Below are 18,947 nucleotides of genomic sequence, written 5' to 3'. Positions count from 1 at the left end.
TCGCCACGAAAAAAGGCCGCTTGCGACGCCCCGTTGCCGGGAGTCGCAAGCGGCCTTTCCGCACGCCGCGCGCCTCAGCGCCGTGCCGCCAGCCTTCTCACGACGCTCACGAGCGCATCGACCTCATCGCACGTGTTGTAGAACGCCAGCGACGGCCGCACCGTCGCCTCGAGCCCGAAGCGCCGCAGGATCGGCTGCGCGCAGTGATGCCCGGAGCGCACCGCGATGCCCTCTTCGTTCAGCGCCTGCCCGACTTCCTCGGTCTCATAGCCCTTCAGCACGAACGACAGCACGCTCGCCTTGTCGCGCGCGGTGCCGACGAGCCGCACGCCCGGCACCGGCGCGAGCACGCTCGTCGCATACGCGAGCAGGTCGTGCTCGTAACGCGCGATGTTCTCGATGCCGACGCGGCTCACGTAGTCGAGCGCCGCGCCGAGCCCCACCGCATCCGCGATGTTGCCGGTGCCGGCCTCGAAGCGGTTCGGCGGCGGCTGGAACACCGTGCGCTCGAACGTCACGTCCGCGATCATGTTGCCGCCGCCCTGCCAGGGCGGCATGTCGTCGAGGATCGCGCGCTTGCCGTACACGACGCCGATGCCGGTCGGCCCGTAGATCTTGTGTCCGGAGAACACGAAGAAGTCCGCATCGAGCGCCTGCACGTCGACGCGCATGTGCGAGATCGACTGCGCACCGTCGACCAGCGCCTTCGCGCCCGCGCGATGCGCGAGTTCGACGATCTCCTTCACCGGCACGACCGTGCCGAGCGCGTTCGACACCTGCGTGACGGACACGATCCTGGTGCGGTCGTTGAGCAGCTTCCGGTATTCGTCGAGCAGCACCTGCCCCGAATCGTCGACCGGAATCACGCGCAGCTTCGCGCCTTTGAGTGCGGCAAGCTGCTGCCACGGCACGATGTTCGCGTGATGCTCGAGGTTCGACACGATGATCTCGTCGCCTTCGCCGACGTTCTGCACGCCCCACGACTTCGCGATCAGGTTGATCGCCTCGGTGGTGCCGCGCACGAACACGATCTCGTCCGGCGACGACGCGCCGATAAAGCGCTGCACCGTTTCCCGCGCATGCTCGTACGCATCCGTCGCTCGGCCGGCCAATGCATGCGCCGCGCGGTGGATGTTCGAGTTCTCGTGCGCATAGAAATACGCGAGTCGGTCGATCACGGCCTGCGGCTTGTGCGTCGTCGCCGCGTTGTCGAACCAGACGAGCTGCTTGCCGTTCACGCGCTCCTGCAGGATCGGGAAATCGCGGCGGATCGCGTTCACGTCGAACGGCGGGTGTGCGCCGCGATACAACTGACCTTGCGGCTCGGCCGCGCGCGTATCGTCGATGAAGTAACGCGGCACCTCGCCGCCCGATGCGCGCGACACCGGCACGTCGCGCTGCACGGCGAGCAGTTCGCGCAGCGCATCGTCCCCCGGAAGCCCGAACGCTTCCGGCGACGCGAGGCCGTTCGACGGCACGACGATGTCCTGCGGCGTCGCCTGCCAGCCCTGCCGCGAGCCGTCGGTGAAGTAAAACGGCGACGCGGCCGGCGCGGCCTGCACCGCGCCCTCCGACACCGCCGCCTGCGCCTGCGGCACGCCGAGCGCCGCGCCGCCGACGCGCGGCTCGAACGCGGGCGCGATCGACACCGCGTTGTCGGGCAGCCCGTTCTGCGCGGCCGCGTGCGGCGCGAGCGCGGGCACGCGATTGCCGAGCGACAGCACGTGCGTCGGCGCGGACGGCGCGAGGTTCGTGCCGGGCGCCTTGCCTTGCGGCAGCGCGAGGCCCGGCACGCCGGTGCCCGTGCCGCCCGGCCCCGCGAGCGGCGAGCCGCCCGGCGCCGGATTGCTCACCGACGCGAGGATCGGCGCGGCAGCCGGCAGCGCCGACGGCACGCCGCCGACCGCCCCGCTGCCCGCCGACAGCCCGGGCGCGGTGGCCTGCCCGGGCGGCGTCGCGAAGAACTCGGACGCGAGCCGCGCGAGCGCCGCCGGGTCGGGCAGGCCGGCCGGCAGCGGCGCGTGCGGCAACGCGAGCGCGTCGCTGCCGGCCGAGCCGGGATTAACGGTAGGTGTCGGGATAGTCATGGTACTTGGCGATTTCGACGTCATCGAGGACAGCCAGCGCATCCGGCGAATGGACCGCGAGCGAGCAGTACAGCGAGATCAGGTACGACGCGATCGCCTGGTTGTTGATCCCCATGAAGCGCACCGACAGGCCCGGCCCCTGCTCGCCCGCGACGCCCGGCTGATAGAGGCCGACCACGCCCTGGCGCTTGTCGCCGACGCGCAGCAGCAGGATCTTGGTCTTGCCGTCGGCGACCGGCACCTTGTCCGACGGGATCAGCGGAATGCCGCGCCACGTGAGGAACTGCGAGCCGAACAGGCTGACCGTCGGCGGCGGCACGCCGCGCCGCGTGCATTCGCGGCCGAACGCGGCAATCGCGAGCGGGTGCGTGAGGAAGAACGCCGGTTCCTTCCATACCTTGGTCAGCAGTTCGTCGAGGTCGTCCGGCGTCGGCGCGCCCGTCAGCGGGAAAATCCGCTGTTCGTCGGTCACGTTCGCGAGCAGCCCGTAGTCCGGGTTGTTGATCAGCTGGCTTTCCTGCAGTTCCTTGATCGTCTCGATCGTCAGGCGCAGCTGTTCCTTGATCTGGTCGTGAGGACTGCTATAGAGATCGGAGATCCGCGTATGCACGTCGAGCACCGTGCTCACCGCGTTCAGGAAATACTCGCGCGGCTGCTCCTCGTACGGCACGAAGGTCTGCGGCAGCACGCTTTCGTCCTCGAGCTGCGTGCACGCAGCGCGCACGGCTTCCGGGTTCTTCACCTGGTTCAGGCGATAGATGCCGGCCTCGACCGGCACCCACTGCAGCAGATGGGTCAGCCAGCGCGGCGTAATCGTGGAAAGCTGCGGGACGGTCTTGGTAGCGTTCGCTAGTTGGCGGGCGGCGTGATCGCTCAGCGCGGCCGTGCCGCTTGCAACGGTCGACATGTGTGGCTCCGGGTTCTTAAGATGAAAAACGGGATTGCTTATGACGCTGGGTGATTATCGGAAGCACGCACCTGCCGGCTCAACATGCTATAGCCGTCACGCGGCACCACCGAACGGGAAAGGAAGCGGAATGCGTCAGGCGACGGACACGCCGGGCAACAGCGTCGAGATCGACACGTCGAACGCGCGCGCGATCTTGTCGGCGGTGACGATCGAGGCGATCGCCTCGCCGCGCTCAATCTCGCCGACGTACGAGCGGTTCAGCCCCGCGTGTTCGGCGAGCTGCTCCTGCGACCACGTGCGCGCCTCGCGCAGCTTGCGCACGTTGGCGCCGAAGTGCTGGATCAGGTCGCTCATGTCGTCACCTGCGCGTCGGGCACCGGCTCGGCCGGCTCGCTTCGCGCGCGCGGCGCGGCATTCGCCTCGCTGCGCAGCACGGCCTGCGTGATGTTCGCGCCCGCCGGCACGTCCTGCGTGAGCCACACGTTGCCGCCGATCACCGCGCCGCGGCCGATCGTCACACGGCCGAGGATCGTTGCGCCCGCATAGATCACCACGTCGTCCTCGACGATCGGGTGGCGCGCGAGCCCCTTCTCCAGATGACCGGCGGCATCGCGCGGGAAGCGCTTCGCGCCGAGCGTGACGGCCTGGTACACGCGCACGCGCTCGCCGATGATCGCGGTCTCGCCGATCACGACACCCGTGCCGTGGTCGATGAAGAAGCCGCCGCCGATCCGCGCGCCCGGGTGAATGTCGATGCCGGTTTCCGCATGCGCCTGCTCGGCGATGATCCGCGCGAGCAGCGGCAGCCCGAGCCGGTACAGCTCGTGCGCGAGCCGGTGGTGGATCATCGCGAGAATGCCGGGATAGCACAGCAGCACTTCGTCGACGCTGCCCGCCGCCGGATCGCCGTGGAACGCGGCCAGCACGTCGCTGTCGAGCAGCCGGCGGATGTCGGGCAGGCGTGCCGCGAAGGCCTGCACGGCGGTGGCGGCCGCTTCGTCGATCTGCGCGTCGGCGTTGCGTTGCCGCGCCGCGTAGCGCAGCTCGAGCGTCACCTGCGCAAGCAGCGCGTTCAGCGCCGCGTCGAGCGCGTGGGCCACATAGAAGTTCTCGCTCTCCTGCCGCAGGTCGGGCGGCCCGAGCCGCATCGGGAACAGCACGCCCTTGAGCGCGCCGATGATCTGTGCGAGCGCCTCGCGCGCCGGCAGGTCGCGCCCGCCCGGTTCGAGCGAGCGGCGCTGCTTCTCGCGCCACGCGCGGCGCACGGTCTGGAGCGACTGGACGATGTCGTCGATATCGAATGCGGCCATGCTGACTTCTCCCCGTAACGGCCGTGACTCAGTCCTGCGCCCAAGGCAGGCCGCGATGGCGCCAGCCGTTGCTGCCGCCGCGATGCTGCTGTTCGTCGAGGTCGCCCTCGAACCCTTCGAGCACGTTGAACACCTGCGTGAAGCCGCCTTTGGCCGCGGCCTCGGCCGCCTGCGCGGAGCGGTTGCCGCTGCGGCAGAGCAGCAGCACGACCGCGTCCTTGCCGGTCTTTGCTTCCAGTTCGCGCACGAAGCGCGGGTTGCGCGTCAGGCTCGTGCCGGTCGCCCACGGCACGTGCAGCGACTCCGGCACGTGGCCGACGAATTTCCGTTCTTCCGCGGTGCGCACGTCGACCAGCAACGCGTCGCCGGCGGAAAAGAGCGCCCACGCGGCTTCCGGCGCCACGCCGCCCGCGTACGGCGTGCCCGCCGCTGCGGCCGCCGCGCGGGCGTCTTCGAGCGCCTGCTGGGCGGCGGTTCGTTCTTCCAATGCAAACGTCATCACGCTTCCTTGTTCTCGCAGATTCGTATGATCAAACATGCCGGGAATGCGGCCGGTGCAGCTTGCGTGCTGTCTATAGCCGTCAGCCCCACTATGCGAGCGCGCTCGGGGAAGCAGAACCAATAAAAATTCATTTCCTAATCAGCAGCGCGTGAAATGCAATAGCAGACGCGCGCAATTGGGGCGGATTCGTGCGGAGGACGGGGGGCGATGGCCGTTCGATGTCGCGCATCGAAGGTTTTTGAAAGGATCGGCGGCGGCGAAGCCGGGGACGATGCCGCATGTGACGCGCGCCGCACGTCGTGATGGAATCCGCGATGGAATCGTGCGCCGGGTCGAACGGTGCACGCTTCGATGAATCGGCGAATGGCAAGCGGCCGGCGCGGTGCATCGCCGACGCACCACGCCCGTCACCGCATCAGCGGTCCGGATCGTCGCCGCGGGCAATCGCGCGACCCACCTCGTCGGCCTGCCGACGCACGTCGTCGGGACGATGCTCGACCACCGCGTTGATCGCCGGGTTCACCGCTTCGAGGCGGGCCAGCGCGGCATCCGCCACTTCCCGCGCGGACACTTCACGTTGCTGCTCGCGCTGCGCGATTTCGGTCGCCGACAGTTGCCAGAGTTGCTGCGTCATGAATTCTTCTCGTCAAGGGACTTCACAATCACCGACGGCGCCGCGCGTCAAGCACGCCGCGCCGCCGCCTTCACTCACTGCGCATCCTGCTTCGCACGTTCCGCGGCCGCGATGATCGCGTCGGCCACGGCTTTCGGCTGGCTCAGCATCGCGACGTGGCTGCCGTTCACACGCGTGACCGTCGCGCCGATCCGCTTCGCCATCGCCTCCTGCAGCTTCGGATCGATCATCCGGTCCTGCGTCGCGACGACGAACGACGACGGCTTCGCATGCCACGCGGCCTGCGCGACCTTCTCCGAAATGCAGCCACCGTACCACGGCCCCTGCGTCGCCGCGACGACACGTTGCTGCGCGGGCGGCAGGTCCGGCGCGAAATCCTGTGCGATCGCCTTGTCCGACAGCGTCGCGAAACCGCCCGCATCGTTGCGCAACTCGCCGGCCCACGACGGTGCCGGCAGCCCCTGCGTGACGTCGGCGATCGACTGGCCGTTGTCCGGCGCGAACGCGGCGACGTAGACGAGCGACTTCACCTTGTCGTCGTTGCCTGCATCGCTGATCACGACACCGGCCCACGAATGGCCGACCAGCACGACGGGCCCCTTCTGCTCGTCGATCGCGCGCTTCGTCGCGGCGGCGTCGGCGGCGAGCGAGCTCAGCGGGTTCTGCACCGATACGACATGCAGGCCGCGCGCTTCGAGCAGCGGAATCACGCGGTTCCAGCTCGACCCGTCGGCGAACGCGCCGTGCACCAGCACGACGTTCGTGCCCTTCAGGTCTTCCTTGGGCGCCGCCTGCGCCGAGACCGCACCGAACAGCCCGCCGAGCACCGCCGCGGACACCAGAACCCGTTTCGTCAAACCGACCATCGTCATGCTCCTTTTCATCGTGTTGTGCATCTGAAGTGTTTCCGATGCGGCCGCGCCGCTCGTCTCCCGGGCGCGGCCGCGGATCACGAGTGCGCGTACAGATCGTCCGCGTCCGTGCGCGCGTTCCGTGCGGCGCGCTGGTCGGCCGCGGCGTAGCGGGAGGCCGGCGCCGACGCGGCAGCCACGTTGTCGTCCTGCGACTTCGACGGGCCGTTCTGGTCGGAGCGCGCGACCTGCTGCGCTGCGATGACGTTCTGTGCGGCGGCGATATCGTCCGGGTAGTGCGCGTCGCTGCCGGCCGGGTTGTAGCCGGCCTGCTCGAGCCGGACGAGGTCGGCGCGCACATCGGCGCGCGTGAGGCCGTGGCCGGCATCGGCGAACGACAAGGCGGGGATCGAAGCGAGTACGGCAACTGCGAGGATTCGAGCGGCTTTCATGAGATTGCTCCTTGAAGGAAGGTGGGGGGTATCGATCACTCGGCATCCGGTGCGAACGCTTGGCACCGAACGTTTGCTGCATGTCGACAGTAGAACCCGCTCACGTATCCGGCTTGTTTCCGAAACCCGCCTTCAGTGCAATCCGATGTTTCCGGAGCCTCGATAGATACAGTGCGATACAAATTCGCCAGCATCGCCACGTACATACGGACGATAGCGATTCGAGCGCTTCCAAGTACGGACGCGATGTCATGCGCAGCTGTGTCATGAGGCTGATTCGCCGGATGGTCGCCTGTCGGATGACAGCGGATCGCAAGGCCACGCACTACGTCAACAACGAAGCCATGCGACCGATTCGGGCCTGAAACACATTCTGACAATCCGTGTCCGTTATCACGGCCTCCGCGCGGAGTTTTCGGGCGACCGCGTCTTTCACGCGCGCCGATTCAGTATGCTCGCCGCCTGATCATGTTTCCCTCTTGATTCGGACACTTATCTTTTCACTCCGTGTCGGTCCGATGGTGGTGGAACGCATCCCGCATGTTGAGGAGTCTGGATGACCGATTCAATTTTCGATTCTCGATCGGAAGCGAAAACGCGTAATGACGAACCCGTCGCGCACGCGGCTGCGCCGGACGCGCCCGCATATCGGCCGGCACCGCCGCCGATCGTCGTCGGCCGGGGCGAAGGCGTGACGATGTTTGCGAAGAACACGCCGCTCATCTGCATCAAGCAATTGCCCTTGCCCGGTATCGTGATCTTCGTGCATGGGGTGAACTCGGAGGGCGAATGGTTCGAGGCCTCGGAGGAAGGGCTGTGCGCCGGTCTGAATCGCCGGCTCGGACGTCTGGACGATCAGATGATGTATCACGGTATCGATGCCGGACAGTTGACGCCCGCGAAGTACACGGAGAGTGTGACGCCGGATGGGTTTCTCAATCCGAAGCTCTGGTCCGGCAACTACATCAAGCCCGAGCCGTCGTTCTCGCCCGTCATTCATTTCCGCTGGGGCTATCGCGCGACAGCTGCGGAATTGAAGGAGTACGGCGACAAGATCTTCCTGAACGAGAAGGACTATTGGGGCGGCGGCCCGTTCACGAACGGCTGTGCCAGCCTGCCCGATCTTTGGCACGGCGGGCTGGATGATCGAACGATGGGGTGGATGACCGTGCAAGGCGTCAACCCAACCAATCGGCCGCTGTATCGCGCGCCGCCGCGTGCGTATGGCGTGCTCGCGGCGCTGCGACTGGCCAGACTGATCGAGTCGATCCGCCGCATGCAGGCCGACGTGCCGATTACCGTCGTGTGTCACAGCCAGGGCAACATCGTCGGTCTCACGGCAGCGTTCTTCGGCGACGCGTTTCCCGATGTCGAAGATCCGTGGGGGCGCACGGGCCACTGCGTGGCAGACGCCTACGTGCTGGCGAACGCGCCGTACAGTCTCGCCAATGCCGACGGCCCGAACAAGTCCGACACATTCATGGATACATGGTCGCAGCGCGCGACGAAAGACGGCAGCGGCCGGCGTGGACGACAAACCTACGCCGCGCGCACGAAGACATTCGGCAAATTCCTCTCGATTATCGGCGCTCGAAAGGCTTACGAACAGCCTGCCCACAAAATCGATGAGGACATGGAGAACGAGCGGGTATCGCCGACGAGTAAGCGGTCTTATGCGGCGCAAGAGGATCGCGCGAGGCACGGGCTGAATGAATCGACGTATGGCCGCGTCACCGCGTATTGCTGTCCGCACGATCAGGTGATTTCGGCGGTGACGGTTCAAGGCATCGGCTGGCGCGGTATCGGCAAGCACGAACTCGACGATATCGGTGCCGCTGGCATCCTGACTCAGCGTGTATTCGCATCCGGCTTTCCGGTCGGCGTTCAGAAACCCTACCGGTACTGGGAAGACGATTGGCGATATGACAAGAAGGGAACGAAGCCGGGATTCTGGTATCCGCCGTCACCGCCGGCCAAATTCAATCTGATCGGTGCGCTCAAAGGAAACGAAAGCGTTCTGGGGATAGCCGCAACGCTGGCGACCGCGCCGCTCATGTTCGTCGTGACTGGCATCAGTTCGGCGTTGAACATGCTCCGCGTGAACGCTGACCCGCCGAAGGGTTGGACGGTGGTGGCGGATGCGCCGGAACTCGACGAGCCGTTCCCGCCGAAGGCGATGCGATTCGGTAAACCCGTCGAGACGAAGGACGGCGATGCGACAAGCGACTTCAACGAAGGCAACGATCCGCCGGCTGCTTGGCGCGACGCGAACAAGAGCGACGCAGACAAGCGGGCCGATGATCCGTACGACCAGTACCAGCCGAAGAACACGGATAGCGTCGCGCAGGGTACGGCAGGCACGGAGGCCGGGCAGCGTTATGAGGACCGCGCGTTGATGCGGATGGAAGCGCGACGAACGCTGAACAGGGAATGGCTCGACGGCGACGGCCACGTGATCGGCGAGGACGGCAAAAGCGCGATGCCCGAAGGCTACAAGGAATGGCGCGACAAACAGATTGTCGATTGGCTCGATCGCGGCGCGACCAACAGCCCGACGAATCACTCAACGACGATGACCAACCCCGAGCATGCCGAAAAGGCGCTTGCGTATGACGTGGCCGTGGGCCTGTGCTACTTGACGGAAAAACAGCTCAAATCGCTGCGCATTGAGGCTGATTGGCGGATGGGCGATGGGATACCCAAAGACACCCCGAACAAGAAGTATGCCGACTATTTTGCGTCTGGCTCTTTCGCTAGAACGCCTCTCCAGGAATGGGTACACGCAGAGAAAAGCGAAGGCGAGATGCCGGCCGCAATCTCGAATGAGCGTGAAGGTCGGTTTTACTTAAAGGTTGGGGGGGCCGTATGAAGATGCTGATCGCTACATGGCCGCGACGTATCGCTATCGCTATTTGTGTCTGGCTGATCACCACCGCTCTCATGGCCTGGCTGATGGCGCACGTAGAACAACCTGACCCTGCGCATTTGGAAATCGGAGATTGGATGAAACGCTTTTTTGTCGTGCCCGCACTGACTGCGGCTATGGTTTTTGCGTTCACTACGGCCATGATGCGTTCAGCACAAGGCGCACCTATCGGGGATCCGAAGGAAGGTACAGCAGTCGGATCCGCAGAATCGGCCAAGCCATTCGTCGCTCAGGTTGTCGGCCTGGTCTGGTTGAATCCATTGCAACGTATGGATTACCCGACCGAATGGCAATCGTTGTGGACGCAAGGGCTTGCGACACCGAACAAAAACGATGACATGGTCCGCACCGATCCGAAGTCCTTTACCACCCTGCAATCGGTAGCGGGGATCGCATATGGCAACGAAGGCGAGGAAACGTTCGACGGCTTCTATGCCAAGTACATCGACAAATTCATCCTGCTTCTACGCGCTCGTTACTTCAGCAACGTGAAATACTTCTACACCGTGAAATCCGATAGCCAGAAAGATTGGCGCGAACTCGCCGGCATACGCGTCGAAGCTGCCGTTCCGCCCCGACTCGATCCGGCCTTTGCCAAGTCGCGCATGGTCGATCGGATGATGAACTTCTTCGAGATTGGCCCGCCATCAGCGAAGACGCTTTGGAGCCGCGACACACCTCCCGACGTGCAAATCACTCAAGGCGGTGCAAACGCCGGCTTCACATCGCTGAACAACGCGCTGGACTATTTACAGAAAAACCCCGACAAGACCGTATGGGCCATGAACTGGGACGCCCCGAACTTCCCGCCCACAGATGCGCAGATCAACGAGAACCTCGTCGTGCTTTTTCTCGCCGGCCCGAACTTCAACACCGAGCGCGAACCGCTCGCATGGATCGGCAAGGCCGCAACCGGCAACACGCACGATTTTTCGCCGAAGGTCGGCACGACGCGAACGGTGCAGGCATGGAAAGCCACGATCGACGAAGCAGCACGCAACGCCGGCGTCGCGGTTACGGACCTGAGTTACATCGTCCACGACGCAGGTGTACCCAACGACGCAGCGTCGTTACGCGTTGTCTCGCTCGCGCAGACCTTGACTGAAACCCTTCCGGAATACGACCCCAGGAATCAGACCTTCAACACGGCCGCCCTGCTCGGCGACATGGGAACCGGCAGCGCATTGACCGACGTCGCACTCGCAATCGGCCGGATCAACCACTTTGGCGGCAACGCCTTGGTCGCAGGCACGACCGACCCCGAGCACCCCGTCGCCGTCGTCGTCAGACCACCATCGAAGCTCACCCCGATCGATCCCGCCAAAGACTGGTTCCGCGCACGCGGCGGCAACAACGCGTACCTCCCCTGGTGGGGTCGTCGACACGACACCGATTACGGCATGCAAGGCTATTCGTGGTGACGCAAACTACGCGGCGGCGCAATCGTTGGCGACCGGGTTCGCTCGGCCGCTCCGCCGCGCCACCCGCAATTCGGCACCGGCGATCAGAACGATGGTGAATGGCGAACGGCGTACCCCACACGACACGCATTCGCCGGTTCCGCCACGCTCGCCCCCTCAAGGCGCAAGCCGCGTGAACACATAGTCGTGATTCTTCACGCGCGCCTGATGGCACGCGAAGCAGGTCTGATGCTGACCGATATCGGCCGGCACGCCGTTGATGAAGCGCCCGAAGCCCCAGCCACCCGTCGATGCATAGCGACGCGAATCCTTCACCATCACCTGCACGGTCGTCGCCTGGCCGGGCACCGTCGCCGACGCGAACTCGTCGGACTGCTTGCGCTTGTACGCGAGCTTCACGAGGATCGCGCCGTCCGGAAACGTCAGCGTCGCCTGTTCGAGCGCGCGGATCGCGACGGGGTTGCCGAGCACCACGCGCAATTCGTCGAGCGGTGCCGCTTCCTCGGCCGGCGCGACCATTTCCCACTTCCGGTAGCCGGGTGGAATCGTCACGCCGTAGATCGGCGACGCGGCCGGCTTCGGCTGCTCGGCCAACGCCGCCGGGCCGCTCGCTGCCAGCGCGCCGGCCAGCAGCACACCCGCGACGAGTGCACGGCGCGCGCCGCGATGCACAACACCAGCAGTACGTGCCCGCATCACAGATGCTCCACTTGCAAGATCGCATCCGCGAACGCCTGCGGCGCTTCCTGCGGCAGGTTGTGGCCGATGCCGCCGGTGATCGTCCGGTGCTGGTACTTGCCCGTGAACTTCTTCGCATACGCGGCCGGCTGCGGATGCGGCGCGCCGTTCGCGTCGCCTTCCATCGTGATCGTCGGTACGGTGATCGCCGGGCCGGCCGCGAGCCTCCGCTCGATGTCGTCGTATTGCGCTTCACCCTGCGCAAGCCCGAGGCGCCAGCGATAGTTGTGGATCACGACGGCTACGTGGTCGGGGTTCTGGAACGACGCGGCGCTGCGCGCGAAGGTCTCGTCGGAGAACTGCCACTTCGGCGACGCGAGCTGCCATATCAGCTTGTTGAACGCGTCGCGGTTCGCCGCGTAGCCGAGCGCGCCGCGCTCGGTCGTGAAGTAGAACTGATACCACCACTGCAATTCGGCCTGCGGCGGCAGCGGCTTGCGGTTCGCCTCCTGGCTGCCGATCAGGTAGCCGCTCACCGACACCAGCGCCTTCACGCGCTGCGGCCACAGTGCCGCGATGATGTCGGCCGTGCGCGCGCCCCAGTCGTAGCCGCCGAACACCGCGCGGTCGATCTTGAGCGCATCCATCAGCGCGACGATGTCGACGGCCGTCACCGCCTGCTGGCCGTTGCGCACCGTGTCGGCCGAGCGGAACGTCGTCGATCCGTAGCCGCGCAGGTACGGCACGATCACGCGATAGCCGGCCGCCGTGAGCAGCGGTGCAACGTCCGCGTAGCTGTAGATATCGTACGGCCAGCCGTGCAGCAGAAACACGACCGGACCGTTCTTCGGCCCGAGATCCGCATACCCGACGTTCAGCACGCCCGCGTCGATCTGGTGGATCTTGCCGAGCGACGCCGCGCCGGCCGCGCGCTTCGGCGTCGACGCATCGGGCGCCGACTGCGCGCGCGCCAGCGAGCCGAACCCGAGGTCGGCCAGGCTCAGGCTGGCGAGTGTCGTGCCCAGAATCAGGCGGCGGCGGGTGTTGACGGTATCAGGCATGACGCGTTCTCCATTGTCGATCGGTAAGAAAGGGGCCCGCGGCACGTGCGGGCGATGCGGTATCGCCATTCACGGCGGCGGCGCATCGCACCGCGCCGCCGTGTGAATCGCTTCACCGGTTTTATATCCGAACCGTCCGGACGCTTTGTATCCCAACGTATCTGTGTTCGGGTACGACATACAGCGATTCAAAATCGTGGCGGAAACGGGTGTTCGCGGTCGGCCGCGCGCGACGCGCGACACGAGCCGGCATCGCTACCGGCCCGCGTTTTCCCGTCAAACCACGCTTACGCGCGACGCAACGGCCGGAACCCGGCGCGCACTTCGCGGGCGAACAGTTCCGGCTCCTCCCAAGCCGCGAAATGCCCGCCCTTGTCGACTTCGTTGAAGTAGATCAGGTTGTGATAGCTGCGCTCGGCCCAGCTGCGCGGCGCCTGGTAGATCTCGCCGGGGAACACCGTGATCGCCGCCGGCAGCGAGATGTCCACCGCGTTGAAGTTGTTCGAGTGATCCTCCCAGTAGATCTGCGCGGCGGACGTCGCCGTGTTGGTCAGCCAGTACAACGAAATGTCGTCGAGGATCTCGTCGCGCGGGATCGACCGTTCGGGCACGCCACCGCTGTAGGTCCACTGCGAGATCTTGTCGTACATCCACGCTGCCTGCCCCGACGGCGAATCGGCGAGCGCGTAGCCGACCGTCTGCGGCCGCGTGACCATCATCGCCGAGTAGCCGCAGTTATCGCGATAGAACGTCGCGAGCTTCTCGTACGCGGCCTTCTCCTTCGGCGCCAGCGACGCCGGTGCCGGCGCGTCGGTCTGGAGCAGCGTCGCGATGTCCGGCGGCACCGTCGCCGGCATGTTCACGTGAATCCCGGCCAGGCCCTGCACGCGCTGCATCGCCATCCGGTGCGAGATCACCGAGCCGCAGTCGCCGCCCTGCGACACGAAGCGCGTATAGCCGAGGCGCGCCATCAGCTCGCCCCAGGCACGCGCGATGTGGTCGGAGCCCCAGCCCGTTTTCGCCGGACGCCCCGAGAAACCGAAACCCGGCAGCGACGGCACGACGACGTGGAACGCATCGTCGGCACTCGCGCCGTGCGCGGTCGGGTCGGTCAGCGGGCCGATCGCCTTCAGCAACTCGAAGATCGAACCGGGCCAGCCGTGCGTCATGATCATCGGCATCGCGTTCGCGTGCCGCGAGCGCACGTGGATGAAGTGAATGTCGAGCCCGTCGATCTCGGTGATGAACATCGGAAAGCCGTTCAGGCGCGCCTCGCCCTTGCGCCAGTCGTATTCGGTACCCCAGTAACGCAGCAGCGCCTGCATGCGCGCGAGCCGCACGCCCTGCGATTCGTCGGCGACGGTCTCGCGGCCCGGCCAGCGCGTCGCGGCAAGGCGGCGGCGCAGATCGGCCAGTGCGTCGTCGGGGATATGGGCGGTGAACGGGCGTATGCCGTTGCCGCCGGTGGCCGCACGCAGCGCGGCGGTGGGCAGCATCGCGGATACCCCGGCGGCCACGGAAGTGGCCAGCAGGTGGCGACGCGTCGGGGAAAACGGTGTGGAAGACATCGTTCGGCATCTCCTTTCGTGAAGTGGAAAGTGAACATGCCGCGCGTCGGAGCGCGCCTTCGCTTTCATTCGGGCGCGCGCCGGTCACGCGGCGTTGCCCATTTGAAAGATCTGATGTATCGGGGATTTGTCTGACTTGTACGCGTTTGTAGCAAAAACGCGGACGTGGCCGTCAGGGCGCGACCCAACGGCCTTCGTAGCCGTCGTCGTTCACGTCGAACACCGCGCGGCGATGGCCGCTGCGCGCGAGTTCGAGCCAGTCGATGCGCGTCACCGTGACGTGGAGCAGGCAGAAGTTCCGGTACCCGTCGTCGATGGCCGATGTGCCTGCGGTTGCGCCTGCCGCAACGTGCGCCTCTTCGGGCGACTCGATCGGCGTGCCGGGGCGCAGCGGTGCGCGATACAGCAGCAGCGTATGCGGACGGCTCGATTGCCAGACCGCGCGACGTTGCGCTTCGTCGTCGCAGATCGATGCCACGCCTTCCGCGCGAATCTGCACGAGTGAATCGAGATCGTTCGCGACGATGGCGATACGCGCGTCACGGCGCAATTCCGCGACCTTCTCCGAACGTACATCGGTATGGAACGACAGCAGGCGATCGGCGCGGCTCACTTGCCGCAACACGATGGTGCGCACCTTCGGCGCACCATCGAGGCCGAGCGTCGCGGCCTGCAGCATCGTGAACGGCGAGCGCTGCGCGCCGACGCCGGACTCGAGGCAGGACCAAAGGCGGTCGTACGTTTCCGTCAGCGATTCGGAGGGGGTGTCGGTGTCGGACATGATGGCGTGGCGATCCTGCGCGATTCGATCGCGACAGCTTAACCGTTTCGGCGGCGGGCTTTCCTTGTGGGCCCGCCGCCGCGCGGTTCAGTTGTAGCCGAGGACGGCCGGTGCGGCGTCGCGCGTGTCGGTCGACTCCGCGCCGAAGCGGCCGAGTACGTCGGCCACGTACTGCGGCCCCGCGCTGATCTGCGACGACTTGTGCGCGACGGGACGGATATCGGCCATGCCCGGCGCTTCGTCCATCCATGCGGTGTGGTTGATGATCATGTTCATGTGTGTCTCCTCACGCGGCCAGCGCCGCACCATACGCGCGCACGAGGCGCGCCACGCCTTCCCGGATCGCGTCGACATCGGGCGCGGCGAACGACAGCCGCAGCGATGCCGCGTCGACGTTGTCCGCGAAGAACGCCTTGCCCGGCACGAAGACGACCTTGTTCGCGATCGCCTGCTGCAGCAGCACGTCCGACGACACCGCGCCGATGCGCGCCCACACGAACATCCCGCCTTCGGGACGATGGAACGTGATCGCGTCGCCGAGACCGTCGCGCAGCGCGTCGCACATCGCGTCGCACTTGCGCTGGTAGGCCGCCGTGATGCGCGGCAGATGGCGTTCGAGTGCGCCGTCGGCGAGATACTCGGCGGCGGTGGCTTGCGTCCACGGCGTGCTGCACAGGTCGACCGTCTGCTTCGCGATCACGCAGCGCCGCGCGATTTCGGCCGGCGCGATCGTCCAGCCCACGCGCAGCCCCGGCGCGACGATTTTCGACAGGCTCGCGAAATGCACGATCCAGTCGCGCGCGCCTTCGACGTCGTTCGCGAGTGCAAGCATCGACGGCACCGGTTCACCCGCGAAACGCAGGTCGCCGTAGGGATCGTCCTCGACGATCAGGAAACGGTATTGCACCGCGAGGCGCAGCAGCTTCAGCCGGCGTTCGCGCGTGAGCGTCGCGCCGGTCGGGTTCGCGAAGGTCGGGACCGTGTAGAGCAGCTTCGGCTGCGCGATCGCGCCGGACGCGAGTTGCGACGCGAGGCGGTCGACGTCGAGGCCTTCGCCGTCGACGGGGATCGTGACGATGCGCGCCTGTTGCAGACGCATCGCCGACAGCGTTGCCGGGTACGCCGGCTGTTCGGTCAGCACGACGTCGCCGGGGCCGACCATCACGCGCAATAGCAGATCGAGGCCCTGTTGCGAGCCGGTCGTGACGAGCAGTTCGGCGGGCGTGCACGTCACGTTGCGGCGCGCCATCAACGCGATCAGTTGCTGCTTCAGTTCGGCGAGGCCGTCGGTCGGGCCGTATTGCAGGCAGCGGACCGGCTGGGCGTATGCGCGTTCGGCGGCGGCGTTCAGGCCGTCGACGTCGAACAGGTCGCTGGCCGGGTAACCGCCGGCGAACGAAATCATCCCCGGCTCGGAGAGGTATTTGAACAGCTCGCGGATCGGCGAACCGGCAGGATTCTGGAATGAAGGCGTGAACGCGTACATGTCGTCGTGAGCTGGATGGCAGCGACGGCCGGGATAGCCGACGGGTGCCGCCCGCCAAGGCACTTCTGGCGCCAACAGCGGGAATTCGAGCCACGATTGTCGATAGTCATTAACGCTGCGGCAAACGATATCTATGCACTAGGTCTTGCGGTTTGGTCATCAAATGGGCGGCGCTCGCCGCTTCTCGGGAGGTCGGCAGACTCCCCCGGTTTCCGGTTGTCGGCGGCTCGGTGACCCGACATCACCCGCCTTTCCCGCGCTCTCCAAGCAATTCCGAGCGCCCGATCACTTCTCTTCCATTGTCGGCCTTGTCCGCGTCCGAGAAACCGGCGGCATCAATCACCGGTGTGAGCGCCCTCAGTGCCGCCTGCGGTTTGGCACTCCGTAGCGACGCCATCCCTTCGTTCCACGCATGCAGCATCTGCTTTGCCACCCAGTGCCACCGCGTGTCGTTTTTTGCCGCTTCGGCGACTGCCTTCCCGGTGGACACGGCCGAATCGCAGATCGCCTCGACCATCTCGCGATATTGCTTCGGCGGGATGCCGAGCCGGGTGTTGAAGAAGCGCTCCAGCGTCTTTCCCGGCGCCCATGTCTTGCGACCGTCGATGCTCAGCGCGGGCGGATTGTTCGCAAAGCGCGGGTAAGCCTCCGTGGTGACGATGTCATAGGCGGGGGTGTAGAGGACATCATCGATGCCCGAGTACAGGAGAGCGATGTTCTTGGCATGGCAGTCTGCGTTGCGCACCACATGGTTGGTGATGATCAGCCAGCCTAGCTGTTCGGCCTGCCGCCTCCAATTTGCAGCGTGGACGTATGGTTTCGTTGCGTTGACAACCTGTTCCATTGACGGACGGTACTTCTCGTGCGGAGGCAGGCCAAGCAGGCTGCACGCGTCTTCCACGCCATATGCCGGTTTGCCTTGCTCGTCCACGTCGAAACGATCGACGACGAGCACGCGACCATCGTCCGACATCGTGGTATTCGCGACGCGGGCGACGCCCAGCCTTGCCAGCACCTGCATCGAGTAATGTTCGTTGAAGCCCAGATACGGCGTTTGCTCATCGGAGCCTTTGATGATGTGCCTGCTCGTGCGCAGTGTCTGCTTGCCAACAGGCGTCTGCAACGATGAGGATTCAGGTGCCAGGAACTTGGGCACGGCTCCGGAAATCGCCGCGCGAGCGTAGTACCGCACCAGTTCTGCGAAGTGATCGGTCGTCATGTCCTCGTGCAGCAGGCGCTTGAGATCGACCGGTTCGAGCTCGCCGCCTGGTGAGCCTCCTTCGGGTGAGACGGTCACGCGGCCAATGCCCGAGCTTCCGATAACAGCCAGTAGCGAAAGGTCCGTTCCGTCCAGATAAGGACCGAACTGCTCACGAATCACCTGAAGGAGAAAACCTTCCGGCAAGTTCTGGCGAAAGAAGGGATGCAAGTCGCGAGGCCACACCCATGCATTTTCGCGAACGGGCATCGTCAAGCCGACAAAGTTGTCGGCGGTCGCATCGTCGGTGTAGCGCAACGCATAATCGTCCGCCTGACGATTGAGATGAGCGACAAGCTTGCCTTTGACATAGACGTTAAGGCGCATCTCGTCAGTCCTCGGTCTTGCGCTGTTCGGCCAGAACATCGTCCAGCGTGCGCTGATGTCCGCGCCGAACCATGCGCAGATCGTAGCCGGCTGCCTCAAGCAGGCGCACCAGCGCGGATACGCTCATGTCGCCTCGTGCAAGCGTTTCCATACGGGCAAGCGTCGTACGGGCGATGCCGGCGCGCTCCGCGAGTTCTCTCTGGGAAAGCCCCACCGCGCTGCGCGCTTCTTTCAGCATCTCTCCGACATCGGACAATGTGGTCATTTGTAGCCCCGGGGCATCAAAAATGAGTGAACCTGGCTTAATTGTAGCCCCAGAGGCACAAATTGCCACCTGCGATTTTGTATCCTCAGGGATACAAAAACTGATAAAACAGGCACCGATGTAGCCCAAGGGCTACATGATTGGCTAACCGCGGTCGATATCGACAAACGATATCCATCGATCACGGTCTTGTGGTTCGATCATCGATTTAAGAGACGTGATGCGGCCGTGCCGCGCGGATGGATAGAGTACGTTGGAGAGTTTCGACAGGTACGTGTTGGCGCCTCACGGCGGTTCGCGGCCGTGGCAGTTGTCAAAGGTGACTACCGGTGTGTCGCGGTGTGTCGCCGGATCTACTACATGCGTTGATGGCCGCACGGAAGCGACGCCGCACCTAGCCCCAGGATGCGCGCGACCCCGAGGCATCTTC

The 18,947-nt window shown here is 65.5% G+C and carries 17 protein-coding genes and 1 pseudogene; 2 read left to right on the top strand and 16 right to left on the bottom strand.

Annotated elements, in window-relative coordinates:
• Positions 1–74 precede the first annotated feature (74 nt).
• From U4012_RS04205 to U4012_RS04170, 8 genes and pseudogenes are all read right to left on the bottom strand, one after another.
• Positions 75–2,087, bottom strand: coding sequence for a family 2A encapsulin nanocompartment cargo protein cysteine desulfurase (locus tag U4012_RS04205; RefSeq protein WP_321796423.1), 2,013 nt, complete (start codon positions 2,085–2,087; stop codon positions 75–77).
• Positions 2,062–2,994: a family 2A encapsulin nanocompartment shell protein gene (locus U4012_RS04200; RefSeq protein ID WP_034205507.1), complete on the bottom strand. Its 933-nt coding sequence runs from the start codon at positions 2,992–2,994 to the stop codon at positions 2,062–2,064. Before U4012_RS04200 ends, U4012_RS04205 begins: the two co-directional genes overlap by 26 nt.
• Before the next feature lie 135 nt (positions 2,995–3,129).
• A complete protein-coding gene (locus U4012_RS04195; protein ID WP_044849007.1) occupies positions 3,130–3,351 on the bottom strand; it encodes a helix-turn-helix domain-containing protein in 222 nt (73 codons plus the stop codon).
• Positions 3,348–4,307, bottom strand: coding sequence for a serine O-acetyltransferase EpsC (gene epsC, locus U4012_RS04190; protein ID WP_044849008.1), 960 nt, complete (start codon positions 4,305–4,307; stop codon positions 3,348–3,350). Before epsC ends, U4012_RS04195 begins: the two co-directional genes overlap by 4 nt.
• Before the next feature lie 28 nt (positions 4,308–4,335).
• Positions 4,336–4,806: a rhodanese-like domain-containing protein gene (locus U4012_RS04185; protein WP_044849009.1), complete on the bottom strand. Its 471-nt coding sequence runs from the start codon at positions 4,804–4,806 to the stop codon at positions 4,336–4,338.
• A 427-nt stretch (positions 4,807–5,233) separates the two neighbouring features.
• A pseudogene (locus tag U4012_RS04180) lies at positions 5,234–5,443 on the bottom strand (amidase); the annotation flags it as partial.
• Between the two features lie 74 nt (positions 5,444–5,517).
• Positions 5,518–6,309 (bottom strand): alpha/beta fold hydrolase, encoded by a 792-nt coding sequence (locus U4012_RS04175; RefSeq protein WP_044849026.1) that lies wholly within the window; start codon positions 6,307–6,309, stop codon positions 5,518–5,520.
• An 83-nt stretch (positions 6,310–6,392) separates the two neighbouring features.
• Positions 6,393–6,746 (bottom strand): DUF4148 domain-containing protein, encoded by a 354-nt coding sequence (locus U4012_RS04170; protein ID WP_321796416.1) that lies wholly within the window; start codon positions 6,744–6,746, stop codon positions 6,393–6,395.
• Between the two features lie 556 nt (positions 6,747–7,302).
• On the opposite strand from U4012_RS04170, the gene U4012_RS04165 reads away from it, so the two are divergent.
• Both U4012_RS04165 and U4012_RS04160 read left to right on the top strand, forming a co-directional pair.
• Positions 7,303–9,615, top strand: a complete 2,313-nt coding sequence (locus U4012_RS04165) for a hypothetical protein (RefSeq protein ID WP_321796414.1) — start codon at positions 7,303–7,305, stop codon at positions 9,613–9,615.
• Positions 9,612–11,093, top strand: a complete 1,482-nt coding sequence (locus U4012_RS04160; RefSeq protein WP_321796413.1) for a virulence factor — start codon at positions 9,612–9,614, stop codon at positions 11,091–11,093. The genes U4012_RS04165 and U4012_RS04160 overlap by 4 nt, the downstream gene beginning before the upstream one ends.
• A gap of 156 nt (positions 11,094–11,249) precedes the next feature.
• Here U4012_RS04160 and U4012_RS04155 read toward each other — a convergent pair whose 3' ends face one another.
• From U4012_RS04155 to U4012_RS04120, 8 genes are all read right to left on the bottom strand, one after another.
• Complete coding sequence (locus U4012_RS04155) at positions 11,250–11,789, bottom strand: cytochrome P460 family protein (RefSeq protein WP_321796411.1); 540 nt, start codon at positions 11,787–11,789, stop codon at positions 11,250–11,252.
• Positions 11,789–12,832 carry an alpha/beta fold hydrolase gene (locus U4012_RS04150; RefSeq protein WP_044849013.1) on the bottom strand — a complete coding sequence of 348 codons (1,044 nt, stop codon included), beginning with the start codon at positions 12,830–12,832 and terminating at the stop codon, positions 11,789–11,791. The genes U4012_RS04155 and U4012_RS04150 overlap by 1 nt, the downstream gene beginning before the upstream one ends.
• A 287-nt stretch (positions 12,833–13,119) precedes the next feature.
• The gene (locus U4012_RS04145; protein ID WP_124571420.1) at positions 13,120–14,400 is read right to left on the bottom strand and encodes an epoxide hydrolase family protein; all 1,281 of its coding nucleotides are present in this window, start codon (positions 14,398–14,400) and stop codon (positions 13,120–13,122) included.
• Positions 14,401–14,572: 172 nt separating this feature from the next.
• Positions 14,573–15,181 (bottom strand): pyridoxamine 5'-phosphate oxidase family protein, encoded by a 609-nt coding sequence (locus tag U4012_RS04140; RefSeq protein ID WP_321796406.1) that lies wholly within the window; start codon positions 15,179–15,181, stop codon positions 14,573–14,575.
• Between the two features lie 87 nt (positions 15,182–15,268).
• Positions 15,269–15,457 carry a hypothetical protein gene (locus tag U4012_RS04135; protein WP_044849029.1) on the bottom strand — a complete coding sequence of 63 codons (189 nt, stop codon included), beginning with the start codon at positions 15,455–15,457 and terminating at the stop codon, positions 15,269–15,271.
• Positions 15,458–15,467: 10 nt separating this feature from the next.
• A complete protein-coding gene (locus U4012_RS04130) occupies positions 15,468–16,667 on the bottom strand; it encodes a PLP-dependent aminotransferase family protein (RefSeq protein ID WP_124489285.1) in 1,200 nt (399 codons plus the stop codon).
• A 241-nt stretch (positions 16,668–16,908) separates the two neighbouring features.
• Positions 16,909–18,252 (bottom strand): type II toxin-antitoxin system HipA family toxin, encoded by a 1,344-nt coding sequence (locus tag U4012_RS04125; protein ID WP_321796403.1) that lies wholly within the window; start codon positions 18,250–18,252, stop codon positions 16,909–16,911.
• Between the two features lie 4 nt (positions 18,253–18,256).
• Entirely contained in the window at positions 18,257–18,517 is a 261-nt protein-coding gene (locus U4012_RS04120; RefSeq protein WP_044849018.1) for a helix-turn-helix domain-containing protein, read from the bottom strand.
• Positions 18,518–18,947: the final 430 nt, after the last annotated feature.

This window comes from Burkholderia sp. BCC1988 (genome assembly GCF_905339895.1).
Taxonomy (GTDB): Bacteria; Pseudomonadota; Gammaproteobacteria; order Burkholderiales; family Burkholderiaceae; genus Burkholderia.
This window is presented reverse-complemented; position numbering and strand designations above follow the sequence as displayed.

Coding starts and splice junctions, on each gene's coding strand:
- U4012_RS04145 (WP_124571420.1), bottom strand. CDS start 14,400: ATGTCTTCCACACCGTTTTCCCCGACGCGTCGCCACCTGCTGGCCACT.
- U4012_RS04140 (WP_321796406.1), bottom strand. CDS start 15,181: ATGTCCGACACCGACACCCCCTCCGAATCGCTGACGGAAACGTACGAC.
- U4012_RS04130 (WP_124489285.1), bottom strand. CDS start 16,667: ATGTACGCGTTCACGCCTTCATTCCAGAATCCTGCCGGTTCGCCGATC.
- U4012_RS04160 (WP_321796413.1), top strand. CDS start 9,612: ATGAAGATGCTGATCGCTACATGGCCGCGACGTATCGCTATCGCTATT.
- U4012_RS04125 (WP_321796403.1), bottom strand. CDS start 18,252: ATGCGCCTTAACGTCTATGTCAAAGGCAAGCTTGTCGCTCATCTCAAT.
- epsC (WP_044849008.1), bottom strand. CDS start 4,307: ATGGCCGCATTCGATATCGACGACATCGTCCAGTCGCTCCAGACCGTG.
- U4012_RS04165 (WP_321796414.1), top strand. CDS start 7,303: ATGACCGATTCAATTTTCGATTCTCGATCGGAAGCGAAAACGCGTAAT.
- U4012_RS04155 (WP_321796411.1), bottom strand. CDS start 11,789: ATGCGGGCACGTACTGCTGGTGTTGTGCATCGCGGCGCGCGCCGTGCA.
- U4012_RS04135 (WP_044849029.1), bottom strand. CDS start 15,457: ATGAACATGATCATCAACCACACCGCATGGATGGACGAAGCGCCGGGC.
- U4012_RS04200 (WP_034205507.1), bottom strand. CDS start 2,994: ATGTCGACCGTTGCAAGCGGCACGGCCGCGCTGAGCGATCACGCCGCC.
- U4012_RS04205 (WP_321796423.1), bottom strand. CDS start 2,087: ATGACTATCCCGACACCTACCGTTAATCCCGGCTCGGCCGGCAGCGAC.
- U4012_RS04185 (WP_044849009.1), bottom strand. CDS start 4,806: ATGACGTTTGCATTGGAAGAACGAACCGCCGCCCAGCAGGCGCTCGAA.
- U4012_RS04195 (WP_044849007.1), bottom strand. CDS start 3,351: ATGAGCGACCTGATCCAGCACTTCGGCGCCAACGTGCGCAAGCTGCGC.
- U4012_RS04120 (WP_044849018.1), bottom strand. CDS start 18,517: ATGACCACATTGTCCGATGTCGGAGAGATGCTGAAAGAAGCGCGCAGC.
- U4012_RS04170 (WP_321796416.1), bottom strand. CDS start 6,746: ATGAAAGCCGCTCGAATCCTCGCAGTTGCCGTACTCGCTTCGATCCCC.
- U4012_RS04150 (WP_044849013.1), bottom strand. CDS start 12,832: ATGCCTGATACCGTCAACACCCGCCGCCGCCTGATTCTGGGCACGACA.
- U4012_RS04175 (WP_044849026.1), bottom strand. CDS start 6,309: ATGGTCGGTTTGACGAAACGGGTTCTGGTGTCCGCGGCGGTGCTCGGC.